Genomic DNA, 21,039 nt, shown 5'->3' with positions numbered 1-21,039 from the left:
GTCAGGTTTAAACGGAAAGGCCCGCCAAATGGCGGGCCTTTTTTGCGTTTGGGGAAGAGGATCGAGGGCCATCGCCTGCCCGCGGGTCGGCGATCAAACGCTAGATGCTGCCACTTTATCCCTCAACCATGATTTGCTTTCGCGAGGTTGCACCCAGCCTCACCAAATCGCCTACCCGTCCGGGCGGGCAGGCGATGGCCCGGCGCCTGCGGCTTGATTCCGGCCCCGGTGGCAAAATCACCCTACCCCTCGACCCGTTTCAAGAACTTCTGCAACCGCGCATCCTTCGGCGCGCCAAAAATCTCCGACGGGGCACCGCTCTCAACAATCTTTCCGCTGTCCATAAAGATCACCCGATCCGCGATCTCGCGCGCGAATTGCATCTCATGGGTCACGATCAGCATGGTCTGCTTGCGCTCTGCCACCGCGCGCATCAGGTCGAGCACCTCCCCCACCCATTCCGGATCGAGTGCCGAGGTCGGCTCGTCGAACAACATCAGTTCCGCCCCGAGCGCCATGGCGCGACCGATGCCAACGCGCTGTTGCTGCCCGCCAGACAACGCCGCCGGGAAACTGTCAGCCTTATCGGCCAAGCCGGTCTCAGCCAGAACCGAGAGCGCGCGTTCTTCAGCCTCGGCCTTGGGGCGTTTCTGCACCGTGACGAGCGCTTCCATGATGTTCTCTTTCGCCGTCTTATTGGCGAAAAGCGCGTAGTTCTGGAACACCATCGCCGTCCGACGCCGCAGCGCCAGAATATCCGCCTTGCGCGCCTTGGCGGCATCGACGGTCACATCGCCGATGCGAATGACCCCCTCTTGCGGCACGTCGAGAAAATTGAGACAGCGCAGCAGGGTCGACTTGCCGGTACCCGAGGGGCCAATCACGACCACCCGCTCGCCTTCGGCAATCTGCAAATCAATGCCATTCAGAACCGGCGCGCCGCCGAAATCCTTGGTCAGGCCAGTGATATCAATCATCGCACGAACGCCTTATTCAGATAGGTTTCAAGCCGCTTTTGCACTTGGCTCAGCGCTTCGACAATGACCCAATAGATCATGGCGACGACGAGATAGGCCTCGAAATAAAGGAAACTTCCGGCGGCTTCTTTCTGTGCGGCGCCCATCATCTCGGTCACGCCGAGGGTAAAGGCGAGCGACGTGCCTTTGATCATGTCGATGAAATAATTCACCAACGTCGGCGCGGCGATCCGGGCGGCCTGTGGCAGGATGATCCGCCACATCATCTGACCTTGGGTCATGCCGATGGACTGGGCCGCCTCCCATTGGCTGCGGTCCACCCCCATGATCGCGGCGCGGATGCTTTCGGCCATATAGGCTGCGAAATGCAGGGTCAGCCCCATGATGGCGGCAGTCACACCGCTGATATTGGTCAGGAACGACAGCACCTGCGGCAGACCGAAGTAGAAAAGGAACAGTTGCACCAGTAGCGGCGTGCCGCGGAAGAAGCTGATGAAAACGATCACGAGCCAGTCGAGCACGGGCACTTTCGCAACCCGTTCGACCGCCAAAAGCGAGGCGAGGATGAGTGCGAACACCATCCCCGCCACCGCCATGAACAAAGTCAGCGGTACATAGCCCAATATGACGGGCACCAGCCCCAGCATGTAGTCAAGGTCTAGCGCCCGCATGGGTTACTCCGCTTTGGTGATGTCTGTGCCGAACCACTTGTCCGAGATTTCGGCCAGTGTACCGTCTTCGCGCAGGGATTCCAGCGCAGTGTCGACACGGTCACGCAGCGCGCGGCCTTCGTCATTGTCTTGGAACGGCAGGGCATTGCGGATTTCAGAGAAGGGCTTGCCCGCCAGTTGCAGCGGCAGGGGGCTTTCCTGAATGAGCTGCGCCGAGGAAACCCGGTCCATCACAAAGGCATCGACCCGGCCAAGCGCGGTATCTTGGGCAATGTTGGATTCATAGGTCTTGATCTCGATCTCATCCGCGAAGGCGAGTTCGTTCAAAAGCTGCTCGAAGTTCGACCCAAGGTTCACCGCAACGGTTTTGCCGCGCAGGTCTTCGACGCCGCCGATCTCTTCGTTACCTTCTTTGGTCACGACCTGCGCACCGTCAAAGACATAAGGCGCGGTAAAGGCGAACTTTTCCTGACGCTCGGGCGTGATGGTGATCTGGTTGGCGATCGTATCAATGCGGCCTGCGTCCAACGCGCCGATCAGGCCGGAGAAGGCCATGGTCTCGAACTCAACCTCAAAACCCGCTTCTTCGCCAACGGCGTTCATGACATCGACTTCAAAACCCTGAAGCACGTCTTGCTTCACGAAAGTGAAGGGGAAATAGCCGCCCGACATGCCGACGCGGAGCGTGTCATTGTCTTGGGCAAAGGCTGCGGTGCCGGTGACCGCGGCGAGCGCGGTTGCGGTAACGATCTGTTTCAGCATTGAATTTACTCCTCTAACGCTTGCGCTTCAGATGTCACCGGGCGCTGCCCGCTTCAACACCGTCGCTGAAACAGGAACGTTTGACGGGCAGGATCGGTTCAGATGGAATAACGGGCTTACGGGAGCGGCCCCGGTAGGAATACCCTCCCAGTCACAACGCACGTAACAGAACGATATTCTGCGAACCTGAACCAGATTCCCCACATGCGGAACAGATATGCGCGTTTCGCATAGCTTTATCCCGGTCAAAACGCCTCGATATCCAACCCTTCGGCAGCCCAAGCGGCGAGCTTGCGGTCGACGGTTTTGCGCGACACGCCCAAGCGGCGCGCGGCCTCGGCCCGGTTGCCGTTCGACAGATCAAGGATGTGCAGCATATGGCGCTGCGTGACCAGTTCGAGGTCTTCGATCGCCCGCGGCCCATCGACCGCGCCATGGCCCGCAAAGGCTTCGGGCAGACTGCCGAGGATCACCGAGCGTTCGATCAAGTTGCGCAATTCGCGCACATTTCCGGGCCAGTCGTAACGGCGCAGTTTCAGCAAAGTCTCCGCATCCAAACGCAGCGCGGGCATGCCGAGGGCGGTCGAAAACTGCTGCATGAACATCGCCGCCAGTTCGACGATATCCTCAGACCGGTCCTTGAGCGGCGGCATCGCGACTTCGACTACATTCATGCGGTGATAGAGGTCGGCGCGGAAACGCCCCTCTTCCACCGCCTTGGGCAGGTCGGCGTTGGTGGCGAACAGGAACCGCAGGTTCAACGGAATCTCCCGCTCTGCCCCGTCGGGCCGGATGCGCTGGTCTTCCAACACCCGCAAAAGCGCCGCCTGTAGCTGCTCCGGCATCTGCGCCACTTCGTCCAGAAACAACGTGCCGCCGTCGGCCAAGAGGAACAGCCCCGGTTGCAGGGTCTCATTCCCCTCCACCGCGCCAAAGAGTTCGGGCACGATCCGGTCCGGCGTGATGGCGGCGCAGTTCACCGCGACGAAAGGATTGTCGGCGCGGTCGGACATTTGGTGCAACTGCCGCGCGGCCAACTCCTTGCCCGTTCCGCTGGGACCGGTGAAAAGCACCGGGGTCGGCACCGGGGCCAGACGGTTGAGCATGCCGCGGACCTTCGACAGCGCCTCGGATTTGCCGAGCATTTGCACCGCCGTGCCACCCTGCAACTCGCGCCTAAGCAAGGTATTGTCACGGCGCAGGTTCTTGCGGTCCAAGGTGCGCGACACCGCGCCGAGGATTTGGTTCGCCCGGAAGGGTTTCAGCACGAAATCACTCACGCCCGCCCGGAGTGCGGCAATGGCGGTTTCAAGGTCGGCATAGGCGGTGATCAGGACCGTGTCGGCGTAGAACCCCTTGCGGCGTTGTTCGACGACCCATTCCAGACCGGTCTTGCCGGGCATGACATTGTCCAGCACGACCACATCGAAATGCGCCTCGTCCAAGAGCTTGGTGGCCTCCGCAGGAGAAGCCGCTTGCGCCACACGTTTGACGCGCGGCTCCAAGATCTTGGTGAGGAAATGGCGCATCCCCGGTTCATCGTCGATCACAAGGATCGACGCGCCTTCGAGCGTGCCGCCGTATTCATCGCCTGCCGCCATGATATGCCTCTTTGGTGTCAGTCCAGCCGGACGTTTTCACCTGAATAGACCTCGGCGGAGGAAAAGCCTATCTCATGCAGCCCGAAATAGGCCACGACGCCGATCACCGCGACGCCCAGAAACCCTGCCAACATGGCTTTCATCGCGCGACTCCTTTGGTTTGAACGCCGCCGCCCGTCATTCTGCGGGGGTCCGTTTGTCTTGTTTGACCTCATCGAGCCAGAGCGAGTGGTGCTGTTCGGCCCAACGCTCATCGACCTCTCCATTGCCCATGGCGTCAAAGGCGCCTTCCATGCCGAGCGTCCCGATGTAGATATGGCCCAAGATCACCGCCATCATCAGAAAGCCGATGATCGCGTGCCACAGCTGGGCATATTGCATTTCGGCATGCGGCGTCAGATCGCCCTGAAGCGGACCAAAGCCTGCGGCCTCGGCCATGCCGATGTCATTGATGATGTTGAACGTATGCCCGAAAAGCTGGACCTCGAAGGGAAAGAGCAGCGACAGCCCCGAAAGCGAGACCGAGAAGCCCAGCAGGATCACGGCCCAGAAGACGATCTTTTGGCCAAAGTTGAACTTCTTGGCGGGCGGGTGTTTGTCACCGATGAAACCGCCACCCTGTTTGATCCAGACCCAATCCGTCTTGTTGGGGATATTGTGCCAAATCCACATGACGAAGACCATGACGAGCGCAATCATGAAGGCCCATGAGACATTGTTGTGGATGAACTTCGACCCGGTCAATAGGGTCGAGTTGAACTCATGCCCCAGCAAAGGGATGACGACCTTGCGGCCAAAAAGCGTGGGCAAGCCCGTCAGCGCGAGCAGGATGAACGAGCCCGCCAGCATCCAATGCGCGAAACGCTCAATGGCTTTGAAGCGGGTGACGGTGCGCCCGACCTTGCCGCCTTCGATGCGGATCCGGCCTCGCAGAAGGTAAAAGAGCAGCAGCACGGCCAGCGTCCCGGCGAGCAGCGAAGCGCCATAGGTCGCAAGTGGGCCTTCGCGGAATTGCTGCCACCACATCCCGTTGTCTTGGACAAGGACGCGGCCCGTCTTGTTCATCGTGCTCACGCGAACGGGCAATTCGTTATAGCGGATGCCGCGCCAGAGGTCGGGGTCGGAGCGTCCGCCGAGCGGGCCAAGGCTTGGCACCGTGGCCGCATCGCCGCCCAGATTGTTGCGCCGGAACCCATCGTCGATCTCTGCGCCGTTCTGACGCCGTTCGATATCGGCCAAGTTCTGCGCGCCGCCGGTGCTGGCGCGGTCGATGGCCGAGGGGGTCGCGTTCTCAGGCAGGCGCACGTCCTGCGCCGTGACGCTGACCGGCAGCGCGGCCAAGGCGAGAATGAAAAGAGCCATCAGGTGGCGCAGCATGGGAAATCCCCCGGCTAGACAGATATGGAGAAAAGGGACGGCCCGCTCAGGCCGCCCCCGAAAGCCGTTACTGGCCCTTTTGCTCGTAAGCCGTGCCCCAGCCCCAAGCGCCGGAGCCGAAGCCGCGTGCGACCACGCGCTCGCGGTAGATGTCGGAGACCATGTCCCCGTCACCGGCCAGAAGCGCTTTGGTCGAACACATCTCGGCGCAGATCGGCAGTTTGCCTTCGGCGATCCGGTTGCGACCGTACTTCTGGAACTCGGCTTGGCTGTGGTTTTCCTCGGGGCCGCCAGCGCAGAAGGTGCATTTGTCCATCTTGCCGCGGCTGCCGAAGTTGCCGGCCTGCGGGTACTGCGGCGCGCCGAAGGGGCAGGCGTAGAAGCAGTAGCCGCAGCCAATGCAGAGGTCTTTGGAGTGCAGCACGATGCCGTCGTCGGTCTGGTAGAAACAATCCACCGGGCAGACCGCCATGCAGGGCGCGTCTGAGCAGTGCATGCAGGCGACCGAGATTGAGCGTTCGCCCGGCTGGCCGTCCTGAATGGTCACCACGCGACGGCGGTTGATGCCCCAAGGCACCTCGTGTTCGTTCTTACAAGCCGTGACGCAGGCGTTGCATTCGATGCAGCGCTCGGCATCGCAGAGAAACTTTGCTCTTGCCATTCTCTTGTCTCCTTACGCTGGCATGATCTTGCAGAGAGTCGCTTTGGTCTCCTGCATTTGTGTGACTGAATCGTAGCCGTAGGTCTGCACGGTGTTGGTGCTTTCGCCCAGCACGATCGGGTCGGCCCCGTCGGGGTATTTGTCCCGCAGGCTGACGCCGCCCATGTGCCCGCCGAAGTGGAAGGGCATGAAGGCCACGCCCTCGCCGACACGTTCGGTCACCATCGCCATCACCTTGATCTTGCCGCCCTCCGGGCCTTCGACCCAGACATCGGACCCGTCGCGCACACCGAGGTTGTTGGCGTCACGGGTGTTGATCTCGATGAACATGTTCTGTTGCAGCTCGGCCAGCCATGGGTTCGACCGGGTCTCATCCCCGCCGCCCTCATATTCGACCAGACGGCCAGAAGTGAGGATGATCGGGAATTCCTGCGAGAAGTCGTTCTTTTGGATCGACGCATAGAGCGTCGGCACCCGCCAGAAAGTCTTGTCGTCATAGGTCGGATAATCCGCCACCAGATCACGCCGGTTGGAATAAAGCGGCTCGCGGTGTTTCGGCACCGGATCGGGGAAGGTCCAGACCACGCAGCGGGCCTTGGCGTTGCCGAAGGGGGCGCAGCCATGTGCAATCGCCACCCGCTGGATGCCGCCCGACAGGTCGGTCTTCCAGTTGATGCCGCCGACTTGAGCCACGTAATCGGAATCGATCTCACCCTGTTGCGAGGTTTCGCCGACTTCCGCCTGACCATCATCCGCGTTCTCAGGCGCTTCGTAGCCTGCGACCGCTTCGATGATGCGCCGCTCATCGGCTGTCAGATCACCATCCCAGCCCAGATCCATCAGCATCTGCATGGTGAATTCGGGATAGCCGTCCTTGATCTCGGACCCTTTGGAATAGACGCCCTCGGCCAGCAGGTTCTCACCATCACGTTCCACACCGAAACGGGCGCGGAAGGTCAGACCGCCATCGGCCACCGGCAGCGACATGTCATAAAGGTTCGCCGTGCCCGGGTGCTTCATCTCGGGCGTGCCCCAGCAGGGCCATGGCATGCCGTAGTAATCGCCATCTGCCGGGCCGCCGACGGCGCGCAGGGTGGTTTTGTCGAAAGTATGCTGGTTCTGCATGTGCATCTTCATCCGCTCAGGCGACTGCCCGGTGTAGCCGATGGTCCACATGCCCTTGTTGAACTCGCGCGTCAGGTCTTCGATGAGCGGCTCTTCACCATTCACCTCGATGTTGCGGAACATGCGATCTTCAAAGCCGAACTTCTTGGCGAACTTATAGAGGATCGTGTGGTCGGGCAGGCTCTCGAACAGCGGCTCCACGACCTTTTCGCGCCACTGGAGCGAGCGGTTGGATGCGGTGACCGAGCCGGAGGTTTCAAACTGCGTACAGGCCGGCAGAAGATAGGTGTCTTCGGTGCGGTCATGCAGAACGGCGGAAACGGTGGGATATGGGTCGACCACGACCAAAAGGTCGAGTTTCTCCATCGCCGTTTTCATCTCGCCCTGACGGGTTTGCGAGTTCGGCGCGTGGCCCCAGAGCACCATCGCTTTGGTGTTGTCGGGCTGTTCGAGGTTCTCACGATCCTCAAGCACGCCGTCGATCCAGCGCGACACCGGGATGCCGGTGAGGTTGATCATGCGCTGCTCTTCGCCTGCGCCATCCGTCCAAGCGGCGAAACGGCTCTGGATCCATTCCAGATCCTCACCCCAAACGCGCGCCCAATGCGCCCAAGAGCCATCGGACAGACCGTAGTAGCCCGGCAACGTGTCGGCCAGAACGCCGAGGTCGGTCGCGCCCTGCACGTTGTCGTGGCCGCGGAAGATGTTGGTGCCGCCGCCCGCGGTGCCCATGTTGCCAAGGGCCAGCTGCAGAATGCAGTAGGCGCGGGTGTTGTTGTTGCCGTTGGTGTGCTGCGTGCCACCCATGCACCAGATCACGGTGCCAGGGCGGTGGTTGGCCAGTGTCCGCGCGACGCGCTCAAGCTGGGAGCCGGGCACGCCGGTGACGCGCTCGACCTCGTCCGGCGTCCAGTTGGCGACTTCCTTGCGGATCTCATCCATGCCCCAAACGCGGGTGCGGATGAATTCCTCATCCTCCCAGCCGTTCTCGAAGATGTGGTAGAGGATACCCCAGACCAGCGCCACGTCCGAGCCGGGACGCATGCGCACATATTCGTCGGCATGGGCCGCGGTGCGGGTGAAACGCGGGTCGCAGACGATGAGCGGCGCGTTGTTTTCTTCCTTCGCCTTCAGCACGTGCTGAAGCGAGACCGGGTGCGCCTCGGCAGGGTTGCCGCCGATGATGAAGATCGCACGCGACTTGTGGATGTCGTTGTAGCTGTTGGTCATGGCGCCGTAGCCCCATGTGTTCGCCACGCCCGCCACGGTGGTGGAGTGGCAAATCCGCGCCTGGTGGTCGACGTTGTTGGTGCCCCAGTAAGCCGCGAACTTGCGGAACAGATAGGCCTGTTCATTGGAATGCTTCGCCGAGCCCAGCCAGTAAACCGAATCCGGGCCAGAGGTGTCACGGATCGACAGCATCTTGTCGCCGATCTCGTTGATCGCCTGATCCCAAGAAATCCGCTGCCATTCGCCACCGACCTTCTTCATCGGGTACTTCAGGCGGCGCTCGCCATGGGCGTGCTCACGGACCGAAGCGCCCTTGGCGCAATGCGCGCCGAGGTTGAAGGGGCTGTCCCAACCGGGTTCCTGACCCAGCCAAACACCGTCCGACACTTCGGCGATGACGGTACAACCGACCGAGCAATGGGTGCAGACGGATTTCTTGACTTCCATCTTGCCGCTGACAGCGGCGGTGGCGGCGCTGGCCTGTTGCACGCTGCCCGCGGTGCTCGCGATCGCGGCAAGCCCACCGATGGCAAGGCCCGAACCACGCAGGAACGCGCGCCGGTCAATACCGCTGCGCGCCACATCGGACATGATGCCTGTCCGCTGCGCAGACCGCGCGACCCCATTGGTCTTTTTCCTCAACATATCTTCACTCCCTATGCGCGGGCTGGCCCCGCCTGAGGTGGCTATTGAACGGCGGGCGTTGTCGCCCTGCCAATTTTCGGGGCCGCGCCCCGGTTATCTGGTCAGAACCGCGCAGCGGCGTAATAGGCGCGCGTGTGTTCGGTGTCTTGGATACGGTCCGACGACAGGTCGGGCGCCTTGGCCGCTTCGGCCTCGGTCCCGGTGGTGGCCACGGCGACGGCGGCCAAAGGCGCGGCGCTGCCCGCGAATTTCAGGAAGTCGCGCCGATCTTTGCGAACGGCTGTGTCGGTGGATCCCTCTGGCTTGCGTGTCATCTTCTCTCTCCTGTTACGTCTCTTGTTCAGGGGCGCGCGGCCCCGCCTGTCTCATCCCGCTCGGTCTAGTCGTCTTTGCTCAGCCGGAAGGCTTCGGCTTCAATCTGCATGAAGGCGCGGCCAATTTTGCCCACAGGGGCATAGAAGACCGAGTTTTTCGCGCCTTCGAGGTCGGCAAAGAAGTGCCCAGCCCAAGGGGCGATATGCCGGTTAAAGAATGTCTTTTGCTGCGCCAGCGTCGCGGGGGACGCGAAACGGCCCGCGATCATCGCGCCCATCATCTCCATCAAGGAGGCGATGTTGTCTTCGGGCTCGAACACATTCGCCGCCCGCTCCAACCCGCGTGCGACCATGTCTTGGCGCAGTGCCGCCAGCGGCTTTTCGTTGAGAAAGCCGGTGAGGTAGAAGCTGGCATAGGGCAACAGTTCGCCCCGGCCCAAACCGATAAAGAGCCGGTTGAACTCGCTCTCGGCGCCTGCGGGCTTGGTCTTGGCGGCCAGTTTGGAGAGCGCTTTGAACCCCTGCCCCAATTCGCTGTCGTCGCCCGACAGGGCGGCACATTGATCCAGCAGGGTCTGATCCGGCGGGCCGGAAAGGATCAGCCCCATGAAGTTGTAGAGGTCCGCGCGCAGACGGTCTTCTTCGGGCAGGGGCGTCGCGGCCAATTGGGTCATGCGCTGCTACCTTCCATGTCCTGTGCCAGATCGCTGGCGAAGTGAAACCGCATGCGGCGGTGAGTCGGCGCAGGCTGCGCCTCAGCGTCTTCTTCGGGGGTCACCGTCTGCGCCTCGTAAGGTGCATCTTGTGCCAGAGCCGTTTCGGTGCGCCGCGGGCCCGGCACGACGACATCATGGGTCGGTGCCAGCGCGGGCGCTTCTGCCTCAACCGCCTCTTCCGGCGCGTCGGCCTCGGCGGTCAGCACCTCTTCGACCTTCGCGACCATGCCCCGGCCCACTTTGTAGATCGTGTTGACCGGCTTTCCAGCGGTGGCTGCCGCTGTGTAATCGTCATCATAGTCGTTCAACCCGTCAAGGCAGGCCAGCACCGGATTGGTTTTCCAAAAACTGCGCAGCGCACGGGTCTTGAGCCGTTGCGGCAGTTGCGCCTTGAGAAAGGCGCGCAACTGTTCGCCGCTTACCAGATCCTCGGGCGCGGGCAGGTCGAACTCGGCCAAGAGATCATCATCGCTGCGCTCGGCGAGCGCGGCTTCTTCGGCGGCGGCGGCGCGGGCTTCGTGAAGCCGCGCTTCTGCCTCCGCCTCGGCGGCGACGGCGGCGCGGCGCTTTTGCCAGAAACCGCTCATGCCAGACGCTTTCGTTTCAACGCGGGCGAGGCGTAGATGTCAGCGGGCTTTTCGATGCGCGGGTCGCCGATACCGTCTTGCTTGCGATCGGTGCGCAGACGATCCCGGCGGCGTTTGACGAAGGCTTCCTCTTGATGGAACTCTTCGACAAATTCCTGCACCCATGCAATCAGCCCCGGCGTCATCGCGACCTTTTCCACGACCTCTTCGGCGCTGTCGCAATAGTCCTGCGCCTCATAGGGCGATGCGGTCACAAGGGCGAGCTTGAAGGGACGGTCTGTCGCGCCGGGAATGGGGCGCATCACGACATAGACACATGGCACATCCGCGCCCAGCCCGTGCACATAGGCTTCGGTCTCGGCGCCGTGGAGGTCTAGCTTGAGGGTCGCAGCGTGGTATTCGACGGTCTCACCCTCGCGGCGCAGCTCACGCCAATCCGCTTTTTCAGCACCGGGCAGCACGGCGGTCGCTTTCCAGCTCCACTTGGCCCAACGGGTCACACCCGGCGCGCGCCGCAGTACAATGCCCAAGGGCATCGTCCGATACATTGTCGGGTTGTGAATCAAGTCGCTCCTCCGTTTCGAAGACCTTCGCCGGAAAGCCCGGTCCGGGGGAAGCGCTAATCCGCGCCGAGGCCCGAAAAACCCGGCTTTCGAGACAAGATGGCCCGCCGGTTCTGCCCGTCAATGGCGCCTCGGCCTATTTGTCTAACTTGAGTATTTTGATCGGAAAACCGACGAATCGCCGATATCGAATCACCCGAGCCGCAAGCAGCCGCGCCGCCCCGCCGATCGCCCCTGTCGCAACGCGGTCGCGGGGCGAATTTCGGTTGTAGGGGGTGGCAAATCCCGTCTAGCTTGGGGCCTCAGCCGCCGCCGGAGAGGCCGCGGATTGACGGGCGAGATAAGGGAAAATTCATGGCCAAGACATTGATAACATGCGATTGCGCAGGGTCGCAGCGTATCGATTCCGATGCATTGGCCGAGCGCAGCGGTTTAGCGGTCTCCCCCCCCTGTTCGGCCCTTTGCACCACCCAGATCGACCGCGCGGCCAAGGCGCTCACCGCGGGCGATGCGATTTTATGCTGCACCCAAGAAGAGCGGGTCTTTACCGAATTGGCCGAGGAATTGGGCCTGCCCCCTGCCCCCCTCTTGGACCTGCGCGACCGGGCCGGATGGTCCGATGACCCCCGGGACAACCTACCCAAAATGTCCGCCCTCGCGATGGAAGCGCTGTTGGGCGTTCCGGCTGAAAAAACCATCGACGTCGCCTCGGAAGGGCTGTGCCTGATCGTCGGGCGGGGCCCGGCGGCTCTGGAAGCGGCGGCGCAACTCAAGGACCACCTCAGCGTCACGCTGTTGATGGACGACGCGGTGACCGAGGCCGAGGACAACCTGCCCGAGGTCCGCGATTTCGACCTGATCTCCGGCAAGCTGCGTCGCGCCAAGGGCGCACTTGGTCAGTTCGAGGTGGTGATCGACGCGCTGCGGCAGGTCGATCCGCGGGGCCGTGGCCCGCTGACCTGGACGGAGCCACGCGACGGCGCGCGCAGCCAGTGCGACATCATCCTCGACCTGCGCGGCGAGACGCCGCTTTTCCCCGCGCATGAGAAACGCGAAGGCTACCTGCGCGCCGATCCGGGCCACCCGCCCGCCGTGGCCGCAGCCGTGCTCGCCGCCTCGCATCTCACCGGCACCTTCGAGCAACCGCTCTACGTCCGGACCGAGCCGCTGCTATGCGCCCATTCCCGCGCCGGGCAAACAGGCTGCACTGCCTGCCTCGACCTCTGCCCCACCGGCGCGATCACCCCCGACGGCGATCACGTCACCGTCGACCCGATGATCTGCGCGGGCTGCGGCGCCTGTTCCTCGGCCTGCCCCTCGGGCGCGATCAGCTATGACGCCCCGCCTGTCGATTTCACCATGCGCCGGGTCCAGACCCTCGCGCGCGCCTATCTCGACGCGGGCGGTGACGCGCCGCGCCTGCTGGTCCACGACGCCCACGGGGCCGAGATGATCCGCCTCGCCGCGCGGCACGGGCGCGGGCTGCCTGCGGACGTGGTGCCGATGGAACTCGACGCGCTCGGCGCCTTCGGCCATGCTGAGGCGCTCGCCGCCCTTGCCGCCGGTTTCGCCCATGTCTCGCTCCTCCTCGGCCCCAAGGCCGACCGGGATGCCATCGAGACCCAGACCGCGCTGGCCCGCGCCATCGCGGGCGAGGCGCGGATGTCTCTGATCGACACGCCCGACCCAGAGGCGCTGACCGACATCCTCTACGACGGCGCGGCCCCTGCCCCGGTCGACCAGCCCGTGCGCCCCATGGGCAGCCGGCGCCAGATCGCCCGCCAATCGGCGCGCGCGCTGAACCCCGAGGCGGAGGTGCTGGACCTGCCCGCCGGTGCTCCTTACGGCGCCGTGCTCGTTGACAAAGACGCCTGCACGCTCTGCCTCTCCTGCGTCTCGCTCTGCCCCTCGGGGGCCTTGGGCGACAACCCGGACCTGCCGCAGCTGCGCTTTCAGGAAGACGCCTGCCTGCAATGCGGCCTCTGCGCCAATGTCTGCCCCGAGGATGCCATCACCCTCGCGCCGCGCCTCGATCTCACCGAAGCGGCGCTGAGCCAGCGCGTGATGAACGAGGAAGAACCCTTTGCCTGCGTGGAATGCGGCAGCCTGTTCGGCGTGAAATCCACCGTCGAGCGGATCACCGACAAGCTGCGCAGCCATGCGATGTTCGCCGACGAGGCCAAGCTGCGAATGATCCAGATGTGCGATGACTGCCGCATCAACGCGCAGTATCACAGCACAAACAATCCGATGACGGGCGCCGAGCGGCCCCGCCCCCGCACCACCGACGATTACCTCTCCAAACGGCGCGACCACTAGGCCGCCCCCAACACAGGAGCCACCCATGAGCGAAGACTTCAACATGTCGATGCGCAAGTTTCTCAAGCAGGTCGGCGTGACCTCGCAACAGGCCATCGAAAAGGCCATGCGCGAGCATGACACCGCTGGTAAGACTTTCCCGGTCAAGGCCGTGATCTCGATCCCCGAACTGGGCCTCGAACATACCATCGACGGCACCATCGCCGGTGCGGACAAGGGCGAGGCTTAAGCGACGTGACTGCCAGCAGAGACGCGGTCCTGACCGCCTTGAAGACCGTGACCGATCCGGCCACGGGCACCGATATCGTGGCCAGCGGCGTGATGCGCGCGCTTAACGTGGACGCCGCGGGCGCGGTGCGTTTCGTGATGGAAATCCCGCCCGCGCAGGCCAAAGCCTACGAGGAAGCCAAGGCGCAGGCCGAAGCCGCGCTGGCTCAGGTCGAGGGGGTCTCGAAGGTCTCCATCGTGCTGACCGGCCACAGCGAGAAGGCCCCGCCCCCGGACCTCAAGCCGCAGCGCAAGGCCGAGCCCGCAGGCCCGCAGAAGATCCCCGGCGTGGACCGGATCATCGCCGTGGCCTCGGGCAAGGGTGGCGTCGGCAAATCCACCGTTTCGGCGAACCTCGCCTGCGCGCTCGCGGCCCAGGGCCGCCGCGTGGGCTTGTTGGACGCGGATGTCTACGGCCCCAGCCAGCCCCGGATGCTCGGCGTCTCGGGGCGTCCGGCCTCACCCGATGGCAAGACCATCCTGCCGATGCGCAACCACGGCGTCACCATGATGTCGATTGGGCTCATGACCAACGAGGATCAGGCCGTGGTCTGGCGCGGGCCGATGCTGATGGGCGCGCTGCAGCAGATGATGACGCAGGTGCAATGGGGCGCGCTCGACGTGCTGATCGTGGACCTGCCGCCGGGCACCGGTGACGTGCAGATGACGCTGGCGCAAAAGGCGCAAGTCGACGGCGCGGTGATCGTCTCTACCCCGCAGGACGTGGCCCTGATCGACGCGCGCAAGGGCATCGACATGTTCAACCAGCTGAAGGTACCGATCCTCGGCATGATCGAGAACATGTCGACCCATGTCTGCTCCAACTGCGGTCACGAAGAGCATGTCTTCGGCCACGGCGGTGTCGCCTCGGAAGCGGAGAAATGGGGCGTGCCGCTGCTCGCCGAAGTGCCGCTCGACCTGCAGATCCGCCTCGCCTCCGACGGTGGCGCGCCGATCACCGTGAGCCAGCCCGACAGCAAGCAGGCCGCGGCTTTCCACGCCATCGCCAAGACATTGGTCGACAGCGGCGCGGCATGAGCGAAGACCTGTCCTTTCCCCCGTTGATGTCGGGCGAGGCGGTGACGGGCGATGCCCTCGCCGCCGCCTGCGCCCGCGCGGCCGAAGGCTGCGACGCGGGGCTGATTTGCTATCGGCTGGGCGAGACGGAGATCGAGGCCGCGCTGGTCTTCGCCCCCGAGGTGCCGCTGGCGCGCGCCGTGGCGATGTTGCCGCTCTGCGGGGTGGGTTTCCAAAATGCACTCGGCGCGCTGTCGCCGCCCGAGGTGGCGGTTCAGCTGGACTGGGACGGCGGCATCCGCGTCAACGGTGCTTCCTGTGGCCGCTTTCGCATGGTCGCGTCCACGGTTGACGCTCAGGCGGTGCCCGACTGGCTTGTCGTGGGCTTCACTCTGCCACTCTACCCCGCCGACGATCCCGAGATGACCCGGACCGGCCTCACCCCCGACCAGACCGCGCTCTATGCCGAAGGCTGCGCCGAGGTCCAGCCCCCCGCGCTTGTGGAATCCTGGGCGCGGCACAGCTTGCATTGGATCAACCGGTGGGAGGACCTCGGCCCGAAAGCACTGCACGCCGAATGGCGCGGGTTGGTCTTCGACCTCGACACACAGGTGTCCGTGCAGGGCCAAAGCGGTACATTCATCGGTGTCGACGAGGACTTCGGCATGTTACTGCGCGACGAAGAGACCACGCGTCTCATCCCGCTCACCACCCTATTGGAGCCCGCCCCATGACCCTCAAACTCGCCCGCGCGATCCATTTCGACGAAAGCGACCGCAACGTCTTTGCCTCCCCCGCCCGCACTGGCGAATGGTGTATCTCGGGCGGGTTCGAATTCTCGGATTGGACCGAAGGCGACCTGACCGGCAAGGCACGCCAAGCCTTCGCCAATGGCTGGCTGGGGCTCGAGACCTTCGGCCGCGTCACCTTCGTCGCCATCACCCAGATCGAAGAGGCCGAGGTCGAGGCGCTCGCGGCCCTACTGGCGCAGCATTTCGTGACCTACTACGGCGCGCCCTCGGTCGATGCCGCGCGCCCCGTGGCGAAAGAGGAACTGGCGCAGATGGTCGACCTCTGCGCCGACCACGCGCCCAATTGCCTGCTCACCGTGGCGCGCGAACTGACCGACGCAGGCGTGCGCGAAAGCTTTCGCATGATCCAGCCGCAGGACGCAGGCCTCGAGCAATTCGCGATCCACGGCGACCTGCCCGAATGAACCACCCGCGCCCCGGCGGGCGCGGATGGTCTCTAACAAAGGCTATTCAGCCTCTGCCGCGTTGAAGACAAAGAGCGTCTCACCGTTGATTTTGTAGTCATTGATCAGGGTTTTCGCGCGATCTGACGTCAGCCAATCCTCCAGCTTCAAGGCCAGATCGTTTTTCACATGGCCATGCATTTCGGGATTAACCGGCAGATAGGCATATTGGTTAAACAGAACCGGATCACCCGCATAGAGCAGCACCAGATCGCCCTTGTTGCCGAAGTTCAGCCAGCTCGCGCGGTCCGACATGACATAGGCGGGCATCCCCGACGCGGTGTTGAGCGCGGCGCCCATGCCCGCGCCAACAGCGTTGTACCAATCCCCGAATGTCGCCGGGTCAAGGCCCGCTTCGGCCCAGAGGGACAGTTCCTTCTTATGGGTGCCGCTGTCGTCCCCCCGGCTCACGAAGGCAGACTCCGCCTCGGCAATTGCGCCCAGGGCAGCCGTGGCCGCCTCTGACCCTTCGATGCCCGCCGGATCGTCTTTCGGCCCGATGAAGACGAAATCGTTATACATGATCTCGGTCCGGTGGCTGCCAAAGCCGCCTTCGACAAAGGCTTCTTCCGCCTTGCGCGAATGGACGAGGATCGCATCCACGTCGCCCGCCTCGCCCAGTTTGATCGCTTGGCCGGTGCCGACGACCAGCAGTTGCACGTCCAGATCAAGGTCCGCCGCAATCTCGGGAAGGAGCACGTCGGCGAGGCCCGAGTTGTTGAACGAGGTGGTCACCGCCATCTTCATCACATCCGCGGCCTGCGCGGCACTGCTCATCGCCAGCGCGGAAATTGCGCCGATCATCCAATGTTTCATTCTACGATATCTCCTCTTAGAAATGCCTGAGCCTCTGCGGTCTCAGGTCGGTTGAAAAACTCATCTGCGGGACCGGCCTCATGCAGACGGCCCCCCAGCAGGAACAAAACGTCATCGGCCAAACGGCGCGCTTGGCCAAGGTCATGTGTCGATAGGATCAGCCGCGTGCCGGTCGATTTCGCCGATTGCAAAATCGCCTCGATTTCTCGCGTCGCACGCCCGTCCAATGCGGCACAGGGCTCATCCAGAAACAGCAATTTGGGTTTGGAGATCAGCGCACGGGCAAGGGCCAACTTTTGCTGCTCACCGCCCGAGAGCACCGGGGCCGCGCGGCCCAAAAGCGGCTCTAACCCGACGCGGTTGGCCCATTCCTCTGCTTCTTTCCGCGCCTCGGCTTTTGACACGCCGCGCAGGCGCAAGTGGTAGATGAGGTTCTCAAGCACCGTCCGCCGCAGCATGACCGGGCGCTGAAAGACAAATGCTTGGTGATGCCGCGCCTCCTCGGTCGAGCAAGCCCACTTGATCTCTCCAGCCGAGAGCCGAGCCGTGCCGTGCAGCAGTTGCAACAGTGTGGTCTTCCCCGCGCCGTTCGGCCCCATCACAACCGTAGCGCCCTGACCGTCCAGCGTCAGATCGATCGGCCCCACCAGCCGCTGCCCCCGCCTGCGGCTTTCGATCGCTTTGGCTTGCATCGGAAAAAGCTGCGTCACCACCGGCCCTCCCGCTCCGTCCGGCCTAGCCAATGGATGGCGAGGTTCACCGCCACCGCCAGCCCGATCAACACAAACCCAAGGGCGAGCGCCAAGGCGAACTCCCCCTTCCCGGTCTCGAGCGCAATGGCCGTGGTCAGCACGCGCGTTGCATGGTCGATATTGCCCCCGACGATCATGATCGCTCCAACCTCGCCAATCGCGCGGCCAAACCCCGCAAGTGCCGCAGTCAGCAATGCGCGGCGCGAGTCCCAGAGCAGAGTTCGTATCTTCTGGCCCTGCGTGACATTCATCGAGATTAGAAGGTCATGATATTCCTGCCAAAGCTCACGGATCGACTGATGCGCGATGGAAGCGATGAGCGGCACGATAATGATCACCTGCGCGATGATCATCGCCGTGGGGGTGAAAAGCAGCCCGAACACCCCAAGCGGCCCGGAGCGGGAGAGAACCACATAGACGATCAGCCCCACCACGACCGGCGGCAGCCCCATGAGCGCGTTCAATATCGCAATGACCAACCGCCTTGCACGGAACCGTTTGACGGCGACCAAAGCGGCGAGGGGCAGCGCGATCAGGCAGGCAACAGCCAAGGCAGAGAGGGTGACACGAAGAGACCGGCCGGCGATCTCCACCAGCTCGGTATCGAAGGTAAAGACAAGCCAAAAGGCCTGCGTGATACCGCTCCAAATATCGACCATCTCGCGGAGGCCTCCCCCGAATAGGAGCGCGCGGCCCCATCGCCCGCGCAGAGTGTCAGGACTATCCTTCGGACGCCAGAGCCTGTGGGCGTGAAAATACCCGGGGAGACAGGCTGGGTTTGATTTTACGTCGCTCAGAAGGACAGAAGGTCAACTTGACCCGCCTGTGATTCCCGCAAAAGGAAGGATGTGGCTCTAACAAGGGCAAGCGAACTCGCCCGTGGGGCCAACTCGTGGCTGGCATGTGCCTCTAGCCGCAAGAATAGTTTTACTGTTTATTTACAATCTCTTACGCAGAATGAGGCATTCTATCTTTGCCTCTGGCCCAGATAATTAATGCCGCCTTGCCCTCTCCTTCCGCAAGAATCTATTGCAAGCTTCGCTCCAATCGCATTAAGTAACGGAAACAAAAGCGCTACCGAATAATAGCGTTACTGAGAGCGAGGGCAGATGTGACGGACACTGTACACATCAATACACGGATCCGCCGTAATGCGGAAACGCTTTCCGAGGCGTTGGAAAGTCACATGCTGAAGGTCTTTGCGCCCGACGCGCGCAAGGAGTTGCGCCGGTTCTCCGCCGGGGAAGCGGCTGAATTGCTTGGCATTTCCACGAGCTTCCTTCGCAAACTCCATTTCGACAATAAGATCGTCGATGTCCAGACCAGCCCCGGCGGGCGGCGGCACTACAGTGCGGACGATCTACTGTCGATCCGGCGGACATTGGAATCCACCGCTAAAACCCGCGGCGCCTATAAACGCGGCCGTCGTGACGGGGATAAACTGCAAGTATTGTCCTTTTTGAACTTCAAGGGCGGATCTGGCAAAACCACAAGCGCGATCCACGCCGCACAGCGGTTGGCCCTCAAAGGCTACCGTGTGCTTTGTGTCGATATCGACCCGCAAGCGTCTCTAACAACGCTGTTTGGCTATCGGCCTGAGTATGATTTCCTGAACTCCGGCACCATCTACGATGCGATCCGCTATGATGATCCCGTCCCCTTAGCCGATGTGATCCAAAACACCTTCTTTACGGGCATTGATTTGGCCCCAGGCGGGTTGATGCTACAGGAGTTTGAGCATGAAACGCCTCAGGCACTACTTAACAACACGCAGCCGCCGTTTTTCGCGCGTTTGGCGACATCCTTGCAGGATGTAGAGCAGAATTACGATGTGGTGATCTTCGATTGTCCACCGCAATTGGGCTATCTGACCATGTCCGCACTCTGCGCCTCGACGGGTGTGCTGATCACAGTGGTCCCGAACATGCTAGACGTTGCATCCATGTCGCAATTCCTTCAGATGAGCGCCGATCTGCTCGATGTCGTCTCTAACGCGGGGGCAAGCATGGAGTTCGACTTCCTGCGCTTCCTCATTAATCGCTATGAGCCGAATGACGGGCCACAGCAGCAGGTTCTATCCTTTTTGCGGCAACTCTTTGACGAGGAAGTCATGGTCGCCCCGATGCTGAAATCCACCGCGATTTCCGATGCGGGGCTCACTCATCAGACCATCTATGAGGTGGACAGGTCGCAGTTTCATCGGACGACCTATGACCGCGCGGTGGATTCACTCAATCTTGTGAATGATGAGATCGAAAGCATGATCCAGAAAGCATGGGGTCGGTAATGGCACGTAAAGGTATTCTATCATCTGCTCCGGCGAAATCTCCGAAGACGGAGCCGCCTAAAACGCCAGCGGTAGAGCCAAGTAAGAGCCGGAGCAAGCCTAGCCTTATGCCCCGCGGAGCGGTTGGGGCGCTTCAGTCGTCGTTGAACCGGATGCAAGAGAATGCAGTTCAAGAATTGGACGGCAGCCTGATTGATATGGCCGGCGTCGAAGACCGCTTAGGGACTGATACGCAGGCTCAGAAACAGCTTCACGATAGTCTGAAGACCTATGGCCAGCAGGTCCCGGTTCTGGTTCGGCCGCATCCGGAAACCCCGGGAAGGTTCGAGATTGTCTACGGGCGGCGGCGACTTCAGGCTCTGAAAGCGCTTGGGATGCCGGTCAAAGCGATGGTGCGTCAATTGGATGACCACGCTTTGGTAATGGCGCAGGGCCAAGAGAACACGGCTCGCCAGGATCTCTCTTTCATCGAGAAAGCGAGTTTTGCGGCTCAGCTCGATGCGGGGGGGCATGACCGGCAGACAATTGCGGATGCGCTTTCGATCGACCTGCCAATGGTCAGCCGGATGCTCAAGGTCGGCCATGCGTTCGATCTGCCCTTTCTGCGTCAGATCGGGTCGGCGCCATCCATCGGGCGTGATCGCTGGATGGCACTGGTCAAATTGTTTGAACAACCGGGCGCGAAAGAACGGGCAGAAAAACGAATGGCGCGGCCCGATTGGGACGGGTTCACCTCGGATGAGCGGTTTGAGGCGATTTTCGCAGAGGCCTCAGCGACCCCTGAAAAGTCTGCCGTCTCCCCTGCCCCATCGGCCAAGCCCCGCACGCTGCGGAACCGGGAAGGCAAGGCGCTCGCGGACATTCGCAGCGGCAAGCGTGGTATCACGGTCACCGTGCCCGCCCGCGCGGCAGAGGGTTTTGATAAATGGCTCGATGCCCATGCAGAAGAGCTTTTGCAGGAGATTCACGACCGCTGGCAGAAGACCCGCGCGTGAGACATTGAGGAAGTAGCAACAGGAGGCACATCCAAGACCACAAAAGAAAAGCCCCCCAGGATAAATCCCGGAAGGCCCTTCTCAAACTTTGCACCTTCGAGA

At 62.5% G+C, this 21,039-nt stretch carries 22 protein-coding genes; 7 read left to right on the top strand and 15 right to left on the bottom strand.

Translation table 11 applies throughout. The features are described from left to right. Nucleotides 1-242 precede the first annotated feature (242 nt). The 12 genes from J7392_RS20760 to J7392_RS20710 all read right to left on the bottom strand — a co-directional run bounded on the left by J7392_RS20760 (nucleotide 243) and on the right by J7392_RS20710 (nucleotide 11,202). A complete protein-coding gene (locus J7392_RS20760) occupies nucleotides 243-977 on the bottom strand; it encodes an amino acid ABC transporter ATP-binding protein (protein WP_209219226.1) in 735 nt (244 codons plus the stop codon). Then, nucleotides 974-1,648, bottom strand: coding sequence for an amino acid ABC transporter permease (locus tag J7392_RS20755; RefSeq protein WP_209219225.1), 675 nt, complete (start codon nucleotides 1,646-1,648; stop codon nucleotides 974-976). Before J7392_RS20755 ends, J7392_RS20760 begins: the two co-directional genes overlap by 4 nt. Nucleotides 1,649-1,651: 3 nt before the next feature. Further along, nucleotides 1,652-2,410 carry an amino acid ABC transporter substrate-binding protein gene (locus tag J7392_RS20750; RefSeq protein ID WP_067266585.1) on the bottom strand — a complete coding sequence of 253 codons (759 nt, stop codon included), beginning with the start codon at nucleotides 2,408-2,410 and terminating at the stop codon, nucleotides 1,652-1,654. A gap of 245 nt (nucleotides 2,411-2,655) precedes the next feature. Then, nucleotides 2,656-4,011, bottom strand: a complete 1,356-nt coding sequence (locus J7392_RS20745; protein ID WP_209219224.1) for a sigma-54 dependent transcriptional regulator — start codon at nucleotides 4,009-4,011, stop codon at nucleotides 2,656-2,658. A 17-nt stretch (nucleotides 4,012-4,028) separates the two neighbouring features. Continuing rightward, nucleotides 4,029-4,154, bottom strand: a complete 126-nt coding sequence (locus J7392_RS24385; RefSeq protein WP_259950196.1) for a hypothetical protein — start codon at nucleotides 4,152-4,154, stop codon at nucleotides 4,029-4,031. Nucleotides 4,155-4,188: 34 nt separating this feature from the next. Further along, entirely contained in the window at nucleotides 4,189-5,388 is a 1,200-nt protein-coding gene (locus J7392_RS20740; protein ID WP_209219223.1) for a formate dehydrogenase subunit gamma, read from the bottom strand. 67 nt (nucleotides 5,389-5,455) lie between these two features. Further along, the gene (fdh3B, locus tag J7392_RS20735) at nucleotides 5,456-6,049 is read right to left on the bottom strand and encodes a formate dehydrogenase FDH3 subunit beta (RefSeq protein ID WP_067266580.1); all 594 of its coding nucleotides are present in this window, start codon (nucleotides 6,047-6,049) and stop codon (nucleotides 5,456-5,458) included. Between the two features lie 12 nt (nucleotides 6,050-6,061). After that, complete coding sequence (locus tag J7392_RS20730; RefSeq protein ID WP_209219222.1) at nucleotides 6,062-9,049, bottom strand: formate dehydrogenase subunit alpha; 2,988 nt, start codon at nucleotides 9,047-9,049, stop codon at nucleotides 6,062-6,064. A 101-nt stretch (nucleotides 9,050-9,150) separates the two neighbouring features. Further along, on the bottom strand, nucleotides 9,151-9,363 hold the full coding sequence (locus tag J7392_RS20725) for a twin-arginine translocation pathway signal protein (protein ID WP_067266573.1): 213 nt from the start codon (nucleotides 9,361-9,363) through the stop codon (nucleotides 9,151-9,153). Nucleotides 9,364-9,428: 65 nt separating this feature from the next. Next, a complete protein-coding gene (locus tag J7392_RS20720; RefSeq protein ID WP_209219221.1) occupies nucleotides 9,429-10,037 on the bottom strand; it encodes a molecular chaperone TorD family protein in 609 nt (202 codons plus the stop codon). After that, the gene (locus J7392_RS20715) at nucleotides 10,034-10,666 is read right to left on the bottom strand and encodes a DUF3306 domain-containing protein (RefSeq protein ID WP_209219220.1); all 633 of its coding nucleotides are present in this window, start codon (nucleotides 10,664-10,666) and stop codon (nucleotides 10,034-10,036) included. Before J7392_RS20715 ends, J7392_RS20720 begins: the two co-directional genes overlap by 4 nt. Continuing rightward, nucleotides 10,663-11,202: a DUF3305 domain-containing protein gene (locus tag J7392_RS20710; RefSeq protein WP_209219293.1), complete on the bottom strand. Its 540-nt coding sequence runs from the start codon at nucleotides 11,200-11,202 to the stop codon at nucleotides 10,663-10,665. Before J7392_RS20710 ends, J7392_RS20715 begins: the two co-directional genes overlap by 4 nt. 381 nt (nucleotides 11,203-11,583) lie before the next feature. Between J7392_RS20710 and J7392_RS20705 the strand changes: the two genes are divergently transcribed. The 5 genes from J7392_RS20705 to J7392_RS20685 are packed head-to-tail and all read left to right on the top strand — an operon-like array spanning nucleotide 11,584 to nucleotide 16,048. Further along, nucleotides 11,584-13,548 carry a 4Fe-4S binding protein gene (locus tag J7392_RS20705; RefSeq protein WP_209219219.1) on the top strand — a complete coding sequence of 655 codons (1,965 nt, stop codon included), beginning with the start codon at nucleotides 11,584-11,586 and terminating at the stop codon, nucleotides 13,546-13,548. Between the two features lie 25 nt (nucleotides 13,549-13,573). Beyond that, on the top strand, nucleotides 13,574-13,777 hold the full coding sequence (locus J7392_RS20700; protein WP_209219218.1) for a DUF6494 family protein: 204 nt from the start codon (nucleotides 13,574-13,576) through the stop codon (nucleotides 13,775-13,777). A gap of 5 nt (nucleotides 13,778-13,782) precedes the next feature. Continuing rightward, a complete protein-coding gene (gene apbC, locus J7392_RS20695) occupies nucleotides 13,783-14,853 on the top strand; it encodes an iron-sulfur cluster carrier protein ApbC (RefSeq protein WP_209219217.1) in 1,071 nt (356 codons plus the stop codon). Then, nucleotides 14,850-15,566, top strand: coding sequence for a biotin/lipoate--protein ligase family protein (locus J7392_RS20690; RefSeq protein WP_209219216.1), 717 nt, complete (start codon nucleotides 14,850-14,852; stop codon nucleotides 15,564-15,566). Before apbC ends, J7392_RS20690 begins: the two co-directional genes overlap by 4 nt. Beyond that, a complete protein-coding gene (locus J7392_RS20685) occupies nucleotides 15,563-16,048 on the top strand; it encodes a DUF6505 family protein (protein ID WP_209219215.1) in 486 nt (161 codons plus the stop codon). Before J7392_RS20690 ends, J7392_RS20685 begins: the two co-directional genes overlap by 4 nt. A 42-nt stretch (nucleotides 16,049-16,090) precedes the next feature. Here the strand turns inward: J7392_RS20685 and J7392_RS20680 are convergent, their stop codons facing one another. From J7392_RS20680 to J7392_RS20670, 3 genes are read right to left on the bottom strand one after another with little or no spacing between them, the layout of a single operon-like run. Then, a complete protein-coding gene (locus J7392_RS20680) occupies nucleotides 16,091-16,903 on the bottom strand; it encodes a substrate-binding domain-containing protein (protein ID WP_209219214.1) in 813 nt (270 codons plus the stop codon). Beyond that, nucleotides 16,900-17,613, bottom strand: coding sequence for an ATP-binding cassette domain-containing protein (locus J7392_RS20675; RefSeq protein ID WP_348540719.1), 714 nt, complete (start codon nucleotides 17,611-17,613; stop codon nucleotides 16,900-16,902). Before J7392_RS20675 ends, J7392_RS20680 begins: the two co-directional genes overlap by 4 nt. Beyond that, a complete protein-coding gene (locus J7392_RS20670; RefSeq protein ID WP_209219213.1) occupies nucleotides 17,610-18,314 on the bottom strand; it encodes an ABC transporter permease in 705 nt (234 codons plus the stop codon). Before J7392_RS20670 ends, J7392_RS20675 begins: the two co-directional genes overlap by 4 nt. A 452-nt stretch (nucleotides 18,315-18,766) precedes the next feature. Between J7392_RS20670 and repA the strand changes: the two genes are divergently transcribed. Together repA and repB are read left to right on the top strand one after the other, a co-directional pair. Then, nucleotides 18,767-19,942, top strand: coding sequence for a plasmid partitioning protein RepA (repA, locus tag J7392_RS20665; RefSeq protein WP_209219212.1), 1,176 nt, complete (start codon nucleotides 18,767-18,769; stop codon nucleotides 19,940-19,942). After that, entirely contained in the window at nucleotides 19,930-20,937 is a 1,008-nt protein-coding gene (repB, locus tag J7392_RS20660) for a plasmid partitioning protein RepB (RefSeq protein WP_247744682.1), read from the top strand. The genes repA and repB overlap by 13 nt, the downstream gene beginning before the upstream one ends. Nucleotides 20,938-21,039 lie beyond the last annotated feature (102 nt).

The organism is Sulfitobacter sp. R18_1 (genome assembly GCF_017743915.1).
Classification (GTDB): Bacteria; Pseudomonadota; Alphaproteobacteria; order Rhodobacterales; family Rhodobacteraceae; genus Sulfitobacter; species Sulfitobacter faviae.
This window is presented reverse-complemented; position numbering and strand designations above follow the sequence as displayed.

Bases quoted from the DNA above. Each gene is read 5' to 3' on its own strand.
- J7392_RS20705 (WP_209219219.1), top strand. From the start codon at position 11,584: ATGGCCAAGACATTGATAACATGCGATTGCGCAGGGTCGCAGCGTATC.
- J7392_RS20730 (WP_209219222.1), bottom strand. From the start codon at position 9,049: ATGTTGAGGAAAAAGACCAATGGGGTCGCGCGGTCTGCGCAGCGGACA.
- J7392_RS20710 (WP_209219293.1), bottom strand. From the start codon at position 11,202: ATGCCCTTGGGCATTGTACTGCGGCGCGCGCCGGGTGTGACCCGTTGG.
- J7392_RS20670 (WP_209219213.1), bottom strand. From the start codon at position 18,314: ATGGTCGATATTTGGAGCGGTATCACGCAGGCCTTTTGGCTTGTCTTT.
- J7392_RS20740 (WP_209219223.1), bottom strand. From the start codon at position 5,388: ATGCTGCGCCACCTGATGGCTCTTTTCATTCTCGCCTTGGCCGCGCTG.
- J7392_RS20745 (WP_209219224.1), bottom strand. From the start codon at position 4,011: ATGGCGGCAGGCGATGAATACGGCGGCACGCTCGAAGGCGCGTCGATC.
- J7392_RS20750 (WP_067266585.1), bottom strand. From the start codon at position 2,410: ATGCTGAAACAGATCGTTACCGCAACCGCGCTCGCCGCGGTCACCGGC.
- J7392_RS20755 (WP_209219225.1), bottom strand. From the start codon at position 1,648: ATGCGGGCGCTAGACCTTGACTACATGCTGGGGCTGGTGCCCGTCATA.
- J7392_RS20725 (WP_067266573.1), bottom strand. From the start codon at position 9,363: ATGACACGCAAGCCAGAGGGATCCACCGACACAGCCGTTCGCAAAGAT.
- J7392_RS20685 (WP_209219215.1), top strand. From the start codon at position 15,563: ATGACCCTCAAACTCGCCCGCGCGATCCATTTCGACGAAAGCGACCGC.
- J7392_RS24385 (WP_259950196.1), bottom strand. From the start codon at position 4,154: ATGAAAGCCATGTTGGCAGGGTTTCTGGGCGTCGCGGTGATCGGCGTC.
- J7392_RS20700 (WP_209219218.1), top strand. From the start codon at position 13,574: ATGAGCGAAGACTTCAACATGTCGATGCGCAAGTTTCTCAAGCAGGTC.
- J7392_RS20690 (WP_209219216.1), top strand. From the start codon at position 14,850: ATGAGCGAAGACCTGTCCTTTCCCCCGTTGATGTCGGGCGAGGCGGTG.
- fdh3B (WP_067266580.1), bottom strand. From the start codon at position 6,049: ATGGCAAGAGCAAAGTTTCTCTGCGATGCCGAGCGCTGCATCGAATGC.
- J7392_RS20715 (WP_209219220.1), bottom strand. From the start codon at position 10,666: ATGAGCGGTTTCTGGCAAAAGCGCCGCGCCGCCGTCGCCGCCGAGGCG.
- repB (WP_247744682.1), top strand. From the start codon at position 19,930: ATGGGGTCGGTAATGGCACGTAAAGGTATTCTATCATCTGCTCCGGCG.
- J7392_RS20760 (WP_209219226.1), bottom strand. From the start codon at position 977: ATGATTGATATCACTGGCCTGACCAAGGATTTCGGCGGCGCGCCGGTT.
- J7392_RS20720 (WP_209219221.1), bottom strand. From the start codon at position 10,037: ATGACCCAATTGGCCGCGACGCCCCTGCCCGAAGAAGACCGTCTGCGC.
- J7392_RS20680 (WP_209219214.1), bottom strand. From the start codon at position 16,903: ATGAAACATTGGATGATCGGCGCAATTTCCGCGCTGGCGATGAGCAGT.